General features: G+C 63.5%; 13 protein-coding genes and 1 tRNA gene. 5 read left to right on the top strand and 9 right to left on the bottom strand.

The features are described from left to right. Positions 1-332: 332 nt before the first annotated feature. Positions 333-1,802, top strand: a complete 1,470-nt coding sequence (locus KAY22_RS19370) for a leucyl aminopeptidase (protein ID WP_296624914.1) — start codon at positions 333-335, stop codon at positions 1,800-1,802. Here KAY22_RS19370 and cofC read toward each other — a convergent pair whose 3' ends face one another. The 4 genes from cofC to KAY22_RS19350 form a co-directional block, all read right to left on the bottom strand. After that, on the bottom strand, positions 1,803-2,390 hold the full coding sequence (gene cofC, locus KAY22_RS19365; RefSeq protein ID WP_296624913.1) for a 2-phospho-L-lactate guanylyltransferase: 588 nt from the start codon (positions 2,388-2,390) through the stop codon (positions 1,803-1,805). Further along, entirely contained in the window at positions 2,387-3,307 is a 921-nt protein-coding gene (gene cofD, locus KAY22_RS19360) for a 2-phospho-L-lactate transferase (RefSeq protein WP_366514111.1), read from the bottom strand. Before cofD ends, cofC begins: the two co-directional genes overlap by 4 nt. Positions 3,308-3,309: 2 nt before the next feature. Beyond that, positions 3,310-4,077 carry a coenzyme F420-0:L-glutamate ligase gene (gene cofE / locus KAY22_RS19355; protein ID WP_296624911.1) on the bottom strand — a complete coding sequence of 256 codons (768 nt, stop codon included), beginning with the start codon at positions 4,075-4,077 and terminating at the stop codon, positions 3,310-3,312. A gap of 67 nt (positions 4,078-4,144) precedes the next feature. After that, positions 4,145-4,732: a PAS domain-containing protein gene (locus KAY22_RS19350; RefSeq protein ID WP_296624915.1), complete on the bottom strand. Its 588-nt coding sequence runs from the start codon at positions 4,730-4,732 to the stop codon at positions 4,145-4,147. Between the two features lie 142 nt (positions 4,733-4,874). On the opposite strand from KAY22_RS19350, the gene folE reads away from it, so the two are divergent. Together folE and KAY22_RS19340 are read left to right on the top strand one after the other, a co-directional pair. Next, positions 4,875-5,486 carry a GTP cyclohydrolase I FolE gene (gene folE / locus KAY22_RS19345; RefSeq protein WP_296624910.1) on the top strand — a complete coding sequence of 204 codons (612 nt, stop codon included), beginning with the start codon at positions 4,875-4,877 and terminating at the stop codon, positions 5,484-5,486. Next, positions 5,486-6,463 carry an FAD-dependent oxidoreductase gene (locus KAY22_RS19340; RefSeq protein WP_296624909.1) on the top strand — a complete coding sequence of 326 codons (978 nt, stop codon included), beginning with the start codon at positions 5,486-5,488 and terminating at the stop codon, positions 6,461-6,463. Before folE ends, KAY22_RS19340 begins: the two co-directional genes overlap by 1 nt. A 52-nt stretch (positions 6,464-6,515) precedes the next feature. Here the strand turns inward: KAY22_RS19340 and KAY22_RS19335 are convergent, their stop codons facing one another. Further along, on the bottom strand, positions 6,516-6,950 hold the full coding sequence (locus KAY22_RS19335) for a helix-turn-helix domain-containing protein (protein WP_296624908.1): 435 nt from the start codon (positions 6,948-6,950) through the stop codon (positions 6,516-6,518). Between the two features lie 69 nt (positions 6,951-7,019). On the opposite strand from KAY22_RS19335, the gene KAY22_RS19330 reads away from it, so the two are divergent. Beyond that, entirely contained in the window at positions 7,020-8,258 is a 1,239-nt protein-coding gene (locus KAY22_RS19330) for an MFS transporter (protein ID WP_296624907.1), read from the top strand. Between the two features lie 57 nt (positions 8,259-8,315). Here the strand turns inward: KAY22_RS19330 and KAY22_RS19325 are convergent. Then, positions 8,316-8,392: transfer RNA gene (locus tag KAY22_RS19325), tRNA-Arg, on the bottom strand. A 58-nt stretch (positions 8,393-8,450) separates the two neighbouring features. On the opposite strand from KAY22_RS19325, the gene KAY22_RS19320 reads away from it, so the two are divergent. After that, positions 8,451-9,200, top strand: coding sequence for a queuosine precursor transporter (locus tag KAY22_RS19320; protein ID WP_296624906.1), 750 nt, complete (start codon positions 8,451-8,453; stop codon positions 9,198-9,200). On the opposite strand, the gene KAY22_RS19315 is transcribed toward KAY22_RS19320, so the two are convergent. The 3 genes from KAY22_RS19315 to purQ form a co-directional block, all read right to left on the bottom strand. Further along, a complete protein-coding gene (locus tag KAY22_RS19315) occupies positions 9,201-9,533 on the bottom strand; it encodes a YnfA family protein (protein WP_296624905.1) in 333 nt (110 codons plus the stop codon). It abuts the gene before it with no gap. After that, entirely contained in the window at positions 9,530-9,943 is a 414-nt protein-coding gene (locus KAY22_RS19310) for a GFA family protein (RefSeq protein WP_296624904.1), read from the bottom strand. The genes KAY22_RS19315 and KAY22_RS19310 overlap by 4 nt, the downstream gene beginning before the upstream one ends. Beyond that, a partial coding sequence (purQ, locus tag KAY22_RS19305; protein WP_296624903.1) for a phosphoribosylformylglycinamidine synthase subunit PurQ occupies positions 9,940-10,543 on the bottom strand: 604 nt, incomplete at its 5' end. The genes KAY22_RS19310 and purQ, both read right to left, overlap by 4 nt.

Genomic DNA, 10,543 nt, shown 5'->3' with positions numbered 1-10,543 from the left:
GGTGACCTCTTCTTCATTGGCAGGAGTCGGGGCGTCGCCCTGCAGCGGTGCGGGGGCCGGCTCCACCAGATTGGGCTGCGCGGCGATGGCGCCGCCGCTGGCAAACATGGGCAGGGTGGTCGCCAGGAGGAACAGATATGGCTTTTTCACGAATCCCCACATGACGGGCCGGCGGCATGATTTCCCGGCAGTCTGCACGATGCCCCTGCCGCCTATCGCACCAGCGCGCCGCCTGCAATGGGCTGCGCGGCGACCCGATCCTTCGGTACCGTTGCGACCTGCCCGTCGGCACCTTAGATGGAAGGCAACATTGACAGAAGGAAACCGCTTCGATGCGCATTAGTTTCGCCGACGTCCGGCCGAATGTTGCCCACACGCTCGCTATCGTGGTGGCGCCGGGCACCTTGCAGGGATCGGCGCTTGCGTCCCTGCCGGAGGCGGCTCAGTCGCTGGGTCGGGCTGCGGCTGCAGCGTTGCGGTTCGATGGCGAAGCTGGTGCCATCGTCGAATTTTTTGCGGAGTTGGACGGTGCTGCGCGCCGGCTTCTGCTCGTCGGCCTCGGATCGAAGAGCGATTATGAGAAAGCTGGAGCGGCTCTCGTCGCCAGGCTGTTGACGTCGGGCGAGAAGGCGCTGGTCGTCGATCTCGTCGGAGCGCCCGGTGCAAAGCCCGACGAGGCCGGCGCCGCTGTTGCGACGGGTGCCACGCTGCGCGCCTGGCGCCATGACAAGTATCGGACGAAGCTGGACGCCAAGCAGCGCCCCTCGCTCGACGAAGTCGTCATCGTCGGCGCTGGCGCCGAAGCGGAGAGCCGCTGGGCGGCGAACTCGGCGGTTGTCGAGGGCGTCGCCTTCACCCGTGAGCTGGTGACCGAGCCGGGCAACATCATCTATCCCGAGAGCTTCGTCGAACGCTGCCGCCCGCTGGAGGCGCTGGGCGTGAAGATCGAGGTGCTCGATCGGGATGCGATGGCGGCCCTCGGCATGGGGGCGCTGCTCGGCGTAGCGCAGGGCTCGGCCCGCGCGCCGCAGATGTTGATCATGCGCTGGGACGGTGGCGATGCGGGCAAGGCGCCGGTCGCTTTCGTCGGCAAGGGCGTCACCTTCGATTCGGGCGGGATTTCGCTCAAGCCCGGCGCCGGCATGGAAGACATGAAGTGGGACATGGGCGGGGCCGGAGCGGTGGCTGGGGTCATGAAGACGCTGGCGCTGCGCAAGGCCAAGGCCAATGTCATCGGCGTTTGCGGCCTGGTCGAGAACATGCCCGATGGTCTGGCACAGCGGCCGGGTGACGTGGTGACGTCGATGTCGGGTCAGACGGTCGAGGTGATCAACACCGACGCCGAAGGGCGCCTCGTCCTGTGCGACGCGCTGACCTGGGTCCAGAAGACCCATGGTCCGAAGACGATCGTCGATCTCGCGACCCTGACGGGTGCGATGATCGTGGCGCTCGGCCATGAATATGGCGGTATGTTCGCCAATGACGACCTGTTGGCCGATCAGTTGCTGGCGGCGGCGACGGCATCGGGCGACCGGCTGTGGCGGATGCCGCTCGGTGACACCTATGACAAGCTGATCGACTCGCCGATCGCCGATATGAAGAATGTGGGACCACGCGAGGCCGGCTCGATCACGGCCGCCCAGTTCCTCAAGCGCTTCGTCGATGAGGGCGTGCGTTGGGCCCATCTCGATATCGCCGGCATGATCTGGTCGTCCAAGCCGGGCACGACCTGGGACAAGGGCGCGACTGGTTATGGCGTTCGTCTGCTCGACCGCTTCATTGCGGATAATTTCGAGAATTGATCAGACTTGCCCGCCGAGCAACTCCCTGAGTTCGGCGGGCAGGTCGATGTCCTTTGCCAGGCCGGGCCGGTCGACTACGCTGACCGTCCGGCCTTCGCTCAAAGCTGAAATTAAGTGGGTCCGATAACTATCTGGGCCATAAGAAAAATCTATCGCTAGAGGTGGGCATAAAACCAGCGCGTTGGTCCCCGTGCCATGGCGATCGGGTGCTATCGCGACCTCGTTCCTTGTCGCCATCAGCGCCGCCAGATCAGCCGCCTCCAGATAGGGCAGATCGCAACTCAGCGTAACCAGCCGCTCGGCGCCCATTTGCATCGCGTGCTTTCGGCCTTGTGCGAATGCAGCGTTGAGATCATCTCCGCGGTCTTCGATTGTCTGGATGCCAAGCGTGCTTGCGATTTCGGCGAATTCGGACGAGCGCGTTACCAACACCACCTCATCTGGCTCGAACAGCTCACATACGGTTTTCAGAACATGGTGGAACATGCTCATATTCAGAGCATATCGTTCGGACAAGGATAGGTCCAACGAAAGCCGGCTCTTGCCCTCCTGCGGCGATCTGGCCGCCAGGATGCAGATATTCTTCATCGTCTGACCGAACGGGCAAATGCCAGTACTTCGCTGGCGAGCCGCTTCTGCCCGGCATCGTCACGCATCAGTGTGTCGGTCGCGAGCGTCGGAAGGCCCGTGCCTGAAGATTCCGCGTCCGCGTGATCGATGACGAGCGCGTCGACCACGTCGCCCAGACAGCTTATCAATCCCTGCGGACTGCAGGGAATATTAAGTTCGTTGAAGATCTTGGCAGCGGGACCTTTGATCGCTTCGCCACCGATGAAGGGTGATATGGCGAGCACCGGTGCAGGCGAGCGGCGCAGCCGGTCCCGGACGTCGCCGATCGCCAATATCGGGGCGATGCTGAGGACCGGGTTGGATGGGCAGAGGATGATCGCCTCGAGGTCGGGATCGTCGAGAGCCGCCGCGAAGGCGGGGGAGGGGCGCGCCGCTTCTGCGCCGTCGAAGTCGATGGATCGGAAAGCCGGCTCGGCGCGGCGGCGCACGAAATAGTCCTGAAAGGCGAGTGTGCCTTCATCGCTGTGGACGATCGACCGGAGCCGGTCATCGGTCGCCGCCACGATCCGGTGAACGATCCCCAGCCGCTCGCAGATATGGCGCGTGACCTCCGACAGGCTCTGGGTTTCGAGGAGCGTTCGGCGCAGGATATGCGTCGCGAGGTCGCGGTCGCCGAGATTGAACCAGTCTTCGCCGCCGAGCTCGCGGATCGCGGCCATGAAGTTCCAGCTTTCGCCTGCCAGCCCCCAGCCGCGCTCGCGATCGTTCAACCCCGCCAGCGTGTAGCAAACAGTGTCGAGATCGGGGCTTATCGGCAGGCCGAGATGCTCGAAATCATCGCCGACATTGACGACCACCAGCAAATCCTCCGGCGGCAGACAGGCAGCGAGGCCATTGGCCATGCGCGCTCCTCCGACGCCTCCGGCGAGTGCCATGATCATGGGAACAGGTCGAGATGCCGGGGACGGATCAACTCGGTGGCACTGCCGTCACGCTGCGCCAATCCGATGCCCCGGACGAGGACGATCGGGCGCCCCTCATCGGCCTGGCCCATGACCAGCGACGCAGCGGCAGCCACTTCGTCGGCCAGTCCGAGTTCGCTGCTCGCAAGCGGTCTCCCGTGAAGATCGGGCCGGCCGCGCAGGTCGAGCAGGCCGGGCATGCCGGCCACGCCGATCGCCGTCCCGGTCGTGCCGGTACGCCATGCGCGGCCAAGACTGTCGATGATCAGGACTGCCGGGCCGACACCCGTCATCGCCCTTAGCCCCGCGCGGAGTTTCGCAGCGCTCGCATCGGGATCGACCGGCAGCAGCAGGGCGGCCTCTTTATCCTGTCCGATATTCGACTGGTCGATGCCGGCATTAGCCAGCACGATGCCGAGACGATGCCGAACGATCAGCGCTCCCTTGCGCACTCGCATCACCTCCTGGCTTTCCGAGAGGATCAGTTCGACGAGGCGGGGATCCTTGTCGCACTCGGCCGCGAGTTCGATGGCTTTGGGGGAGGGGGCAACGTCTTCGAGCGCGATGAGCCGAGCTTCGGCCTTAGAGACGATCTTCTGGGCCAGTACGACGATATCGCCCTCGCAGAGCCGCTCGCCGGTCGAGTGCAGTGCATCGACGATGATCCTTGCCAGATCGAATCCGGGTTCGATCAGCGGCACCCCCTGGAGCGCGCAAAGTGTGACTGTGGCTGGGCGGGTCATGGGAATTCAGCAGCCGGAAAACCGGACCGAACGACAGACGCAGATCGCGCCGCTCGTTTCGGTTCCGTCAGTAGCCTGCCTCGATCGCGATGCGGATAGCCTCGGCGCCCGTCCTGACGCCAAGCGCGCGGAGCATCGCCGCACGGTGCATCTTGATCGTGCGCTCGGTCAGCCCGAGATCATAGGCGATCTGCTTGTTGAGCTTGCCGGCGGCCATGGCCACGAGCACTTCCCGCTGGCGATCCGAGAGGCCGGCGATCTTGTCATGGGCATTTTCGCGGCGCGGTGAACTGCCTAGCGCGGGATCTTCGATCTCGACCTGCGAACCGAGGAAATATTCGATCTCGCCATCGGCTCCGAAGATCGGCGCCACCAGAACAGCATTGCGAAACGGCGTACCGTCTTTCTTGTAGTTCAAGATTTCGACCATCACGGGGCGTTGGTTGTGAACGCCGCTGCGTAATGCCTGGGTCAGCCAGGGTTCGGTGTCCGCCCCGCGCAGGAAACGACAATTACGCCCGATGATCTCGTCACGAGCGTAGCCGGTGAGAGCCACGAAGGCATCGTTGCATTCGACAATGGGATTGTCGGGCAGGCGGGGGTTGCTAATGACCGCGGCGACCGCGCTCCCAGCTATCATATCAGAAACAGACATCTCGCCTTCCGTAGCAGTGATTTCGCCGCCGGATAATCCCCATGGCCCTTTGGACATGTTGCTGCATCGGCCCCCCTGTCGGCAAGACAAAGCTGCACCGGCATTACCGTTTTTCTCCCGATGCTCATGAAAGGGCTGTCCGATGAACTATTTCTCGCCCGGGCTTGGGGAAAAGGATGAAGACGGCAAGGTGATCGTCCCGGCGCATGTTCAGGACGCCATTCGCACCTTGATCGAATGGGCTGGCGACGTGCCGGAGCGCGAAGGTCTGCGCGACACGCCGGCCCGCGTCGGCCGCGCCTGGCGGGAATATTGCGAGGGTTATCGCGAAAATCCAGCACTGCACCTCACCCGCACATTCGAGGAAGTGGCCGGCTATGACGAGATTGTCCTGCTCAAGGACATACCGTTCCAGTCGCATTGCGAGCATCATATGGCTCCGATCATCGGCAAGGCCTCGATCGCCTATCTTCCCCGCAATCGCGTCGTCGGCATATCGAAGCTCGCCCGGGTTCTGCATGGCTTTGCCCGGCGTCTCCAGATCCAGGAGCGTCTGACGGCAGAGGTTGCGCAATGTATCTGGGATAATCTCAACCCCCACGGCGTCGCGGTCGTGATCGAGGCTCAGCATGGCTGCATGACCGGGCGGGGTGTCCGGACACCGGGTGTCGGCATGGTCACGAGCCGCCTGCTCGGCTGTTTTCTGGAGGACAAGAGCAGCCGCAAGGAATTGCTGTCGCTCATGGGATATTGATGAAACGGGTTGCTATCGTCGGAGCCGGCATCGCTGGCCTTGCCTGTGCCAAAAAACTGCAGGAACGCGGAAGCGAGGTCGTCCTGTTCGACAAGGGCAGGGGGACCGGCGGGCGCATGTCCAGTCGCCGCGTCGACACATCGCAGGGCGCCGCCAGCTTCGACCATGGTGCGCAATATTTTACCGTTCGGGAAGCCGCCTTTCTCGACGAGGTTCAGCAGTGGCACAAGGCTGGGCTGGCCGAGCCCTGGACCGAGGCAGGTTCGGACGCGTGGGTCGGCGTGCCCACGATGAATGCGCCGCTCAAATATCTGGCCGAACGTCTCGACGTCCGCCACCTCCATCATGTCGACGGCCTGATGCGCGATCGGGATGGATGGTGGGTCAAGGTCGGCCCGGAGAAGCAGGGGCCCTTCGATGCCGCCATAATCGCGGTGCCGGCCGAACAGGCCGCGGCGCTGCTGGGCCTTCATGACATCGCCATGGCGACCCATGCGATGATGGCGCGGTCGCAGCCCTGCTGGACCGCCATGATCGCTTTCGGTGACCGTCTGTCGATCGACCACGATCATCTGCGCAACCGCGGCCTGATCTCCTGGGCCGCCCGCAACAGCGCCAAGCCCGGCCGCAAGGGGCCTGAAAGCTGGGTCGTGCAGGCCGGCGGCAACTGGTCCGCGCGCAATGTGGAGATGGAGGCGCCGGTGGTGGCCGGCGTGCTGCTCGACGCGCTCGTCGCCGAAGCCAAAACCGCTGCCCCCGAGATACTGAGCATCACCGCCCACCGCTGGCGCTTCGCGATGACGCGCGGCGCCGATCAGGGCTCGCTCTGGAACGCCCGCCTTCAGCTCGGCGCCTGTGGCGACTGGCTGCTCGGCCCTCGCGTCGAGTTCGCCTGGCTATCGGGCCGCTCGCTTGCCGACATGATGACCCAGGGAACCGTCGACCGCGCTATGGCGGCGTTGCGCCCGCACGTCTGATCCCACGAATAGTGCGTCCCCGCCGGACGGGTTATGGCGAGAATAGCATAAGCTATCGTGCGCGCTTCGGCGGTGTTCTGCTCGAGCGCTTTACGTTGCGCTTCCCTGCTATATTCACGAGCCGCCGAAACGTCGGGCATTCCATGTGGGAGGGGGCGGGGCAAGCAGCCACATGGCGGAGTGTGTCGCGCAATGCGATCAGCTCGAGGATTTGGCGGTCGATCTCATTGGCCTTAGCGTGAATGACGTCGCGCGGAAGCTTCGGCGCCCCTTCCTGACTGAACATTCCGCCAATCTCCTCCAGAGAAAAGCCCGCCGCTTTTCCCATCCCGATCAGCTTCAGCTGCAAAAGCACATCGGCCGAAAATTGTCGGCGCAGTCCGTGGCGGTACATCGAGGAAATCAGACCAGCCTGTTCGTAATAGCGTAACGCCGAAGGCTTGATTCCGCTCCTTTTTGCGACCTCTCCGATATCCAGAAATTTCATGCTTGACCTCAACTTGACTTGAAGTGGCAGCCTGCTCCCGAAACGATGGTCAGGCAAGGAATCAAGCTCATGGAACGAACGGCGCGGCGCTCACTCAACAATATGCAATCGACGAACATAATCCCACTAGCCCTCGCAATGCTGCTGGCCTCGCTGGGCACGAGCATCGCAAATGTTGCATTGCCGACACTGGCGGAGGCCTTTTCCGCGCCATTCCCAAAAGTGCAGGCAGTCGTCGTCATCTATCTTGCAGCGCTGACGGTCTCTGTGGCGACCGCGGGGAAGCTGGGCGACAGATACGGTCTGAAGCTCATGCTCATCGCCGGCCTCGCCACATATGCCGTAGCCTCGGTGCTGTGTGCCGTTGCCCCGACCCTGCCGCTGCTTATCTGTGCGCGAGCGCTTCAGGGCGCCGGTGCGGCATTCCTGACAACACTTTCCATGGCCCTGATGCGTCAGACGGCGAGCGAGGCTCGGATAGGACGCGCCATGGGTATGCTCGCTACGGTATCCGCGCTCGGCACGGCGCTCGGTCCGTCAGTCGGTGGGCTGCTGATTCCAATGACCGGATGGCGAGGCATCTTCTGGATTCAGATCCCGCTATCGGTTCTGGCGCTGGCATTGGCAGTAAAAATGCTTCCCGCAGATTCCGGCAAGATTAGAGCGTCGTCCCTGAGCTTCTTGGCGCTCATGAACTGGTCGCTTGCGTCCAACCTTCTCGTCAACGCCGCAGTCGCTGCTGTGATGATGACGACATTGGTAGTCGGCCCCTTTCTTCTGGGTATCGGATTCAGGCTGACGGCAACGCAGGTCGGATTTGTAATGGCAGTCGGGCCCGTGCTCTCGATCTTCATCGGATTCCCATCCGGACGAATAGTGGATGCACTGGGCAGCCGCCGCGTACTGACCACGGGGCTTGCCTTGCTGGCGGCAGGAGCCTTCCTGTTGGCGGGCTTACCGCAGCGGCTCGGCGTAGCGGGTTATATGCTTTCCATCATGGTGCTGACGTCTGGCTACCAACTTTTTCAGTCTGCCAACAACACGGCGGTTCTGGCGGAATCTGCAAGCGATCAGCGGGGCATGATTTCCGGACTGCTCAACTTGTCGCGCAATGTCGGCCTGATCATCGGGGCGTCCGTGATGGGAGCGATCTTCGCCTTCGGCGTGGGGACGGAGGAGTTCGCTCACGCCGCGGCTTCCGATATCGTTTCGGCAATGCGGCTGACCTTCCTCGTCGCTGCGGGCACGATGCTTGTTGCAATCGCAATCATGATCGAGCGTCATGCCTCGGCCGGACGCCAGCCGTGATCTCCATGGCCTGCGCGATCAGGCATCCGGACGAGACTAATTCCACCTATGTCTCATTGGCGCGCCCGACAGGATTCGAACCTGTGACCCCAAGCTTAGAAGGCTCGTGCTCTATCCAACTGAGCTACGGGCGCGCGCAGCGATGCCGATAGCGTGGATTGCGCACGGATGGAACGTGGTTAGTGTGGCGACATGATCGAAAGCCACGCTGCCGCGCCCGCTGTCCAGGATGCCGAGACCTATAAGGGACGGCATTTTCGCTATTTCGATTTCGTGATGGCGGCGTTCGTCACCATCCTCCTGCTGTCCAACGTGCTGGGTGCGGGCAAGGTGGCGACGGTCGATCTGCCGGGAATCGGTGCCTGGCCGTTCGGCGCGGGCATCCTCTTCTTCCCGATCGGCTATGTCCTCGGCGACGTGCTGACCGAAGTCTATGGCTATGCCCGGGCACGGCGCTGTATCTGGGCGGGCACGATGGCGCTGCTGTTCATGGCGTTCATGAGCTGGGTCGTGGTGGCACTTCCGCCCGCTGCCGACTGGACCGGGCAGGCGGCTTATGAGCAGGTGTTCGGGCAGGTGCCGCGGATCGTCTTCGCGTCGATCACCGCCTTCTGGGCGGGCGAGTTCGTCAACAGCTATGTCCTCGCCAAGATGAAGGTCGCGACCGGCGGCAAGCATCTGTGGATGCGGACGATCGGCTCGACTATCGCCGGTCAGGGCGTCGACAGCCTGATCTTCTATCCGCTCGCCTTCTGGGGCGCGGTGGGGTGGAGCCCCTCGCTGGTGCTGAAGGTGCTGGTGACCCAATGGGTGCTCAAGGTCAGCTGGGAGGTACTGCTGACGCCGCTGACCTATGTCGTGGTCAATTTCCTCAAGGCACGCGAGGGCGTCGACCTGTTCGACTCTCACACCGATTTCACGCCGTTCCGCACGCAGGTGTGATCAGGCGCTTCGCGGTCCCAGCAGAATGACAGCCGCCCCAGCGATGCAGAGCAGGGCACCGAGCATATCCCATCGGTCGGGCCGGGCGCCCTCGACCGTCCACATCCAGCCGAGCGAAGCGCAGATATAGACTCCGCCATAAGCGGCGAAAGCCCGTCCGGCCGTCTCACTCTCAATGCGGGTGAGGAACAGCGCGAACAGGACGAGAAGTGCCGTGCCGCCCAGCGCCCAATGGATCGGCTTGCCGAGACGGAGCCACGCCCAGAATCCGAAGCAGCCGGCGATTTCGCAGATCGCAGCCGCCAGATAGGCCGGCAGCGTGGCGGCGGTCATGCGACCGGAGGCGCCTGTTCGTCGAAGCGGGGAATGTTGTCGGAGATGCAGGCCCAGTCGGGCGCTTGCGAGGTCCACAGCGTCATATCGGGGCCGATCAGATCGGGGTCGTCGAGTGCGCCGATCCGCAGGAAGACCAGATGCGGGCGTTCGAGCGCTTCGCTGGTGAGAGGCGTCCCGCATTTCGGGCAGAAGCCGCGCCGCATGTGATTGCCGCTGTCGGCAATCGACTCATGATAACGGATATGGCCGGTCCAGCTGACCTTGTCGCGGGGGAAGACGACATTGGCGGTGGCGGTGCCGCCGCCGAGATATTGGCAAAGACGGCACCAGCAGGTGCGCGCGCCGAGCGGGTCGGCGGTAATGGTGAAACGGACCGCTCCGCAGAGACAGCCCGCTGCGTGTGTCACGCAACCGTCTCCAGCAGCCCTTCGAACAGGCGGCGACCGTCGTCATTGCCATGAGCGGCTTCGATCACGCGCTCGGGGTGGGGCATCATGCCCAGTACATTGCCGCCATCGTTGAGAATGCCGGCGATGTTGCGTGCAGACCCGTTGACCGGTTCGGCATAGCGGAAGGCGACGCGGCCTTCGCCTTCGAGGCGATCGAGCGTCTCGGCGTCCGCATTGAAATTGCCATCATGATGCGCGACCGGAAAGCGGACCGTTTCGCCCTGCGCATAGCGCGCGGTGAACGCGGACTGGCTGTTCTCGACCGTCAGCGCGACGTCGCGGCACACGAAGTTGAGGCCCTGGTTACGCATCAGCGCGCCTGGCAGAAGGCCGGCCTCGGTCAGGATCTGGAAGCCGTTGCAGATGCCGATCACCGGAACGCCGCGACCCGCTGCGTCGACGATCGCGCGCATGATCGGCGAACGGGCCGCCATCGCGCCCGAGCGCAGATAGTCGCCATAGGAAAAGCCGCCGGGGACTGCGATCAGGCCGATGCCGTCGGGCAGTTCGGTTTCGCGATGCCACAACATCTCCGGCGCGCGGCCGTGTTCGATCACC

This window comes from Rhizorhabdus sp. (assembly GCF_018006725.1).
Classification (GTDB): Bacteria; Pseudomonadota; Alphaproteobacteria; order Sphingomonadales; family Sphingomonadaceae; genus Rhizorhabdus.
This window is presented reverse-complemented; position numbering and strand designations above follow the sequence as displayed.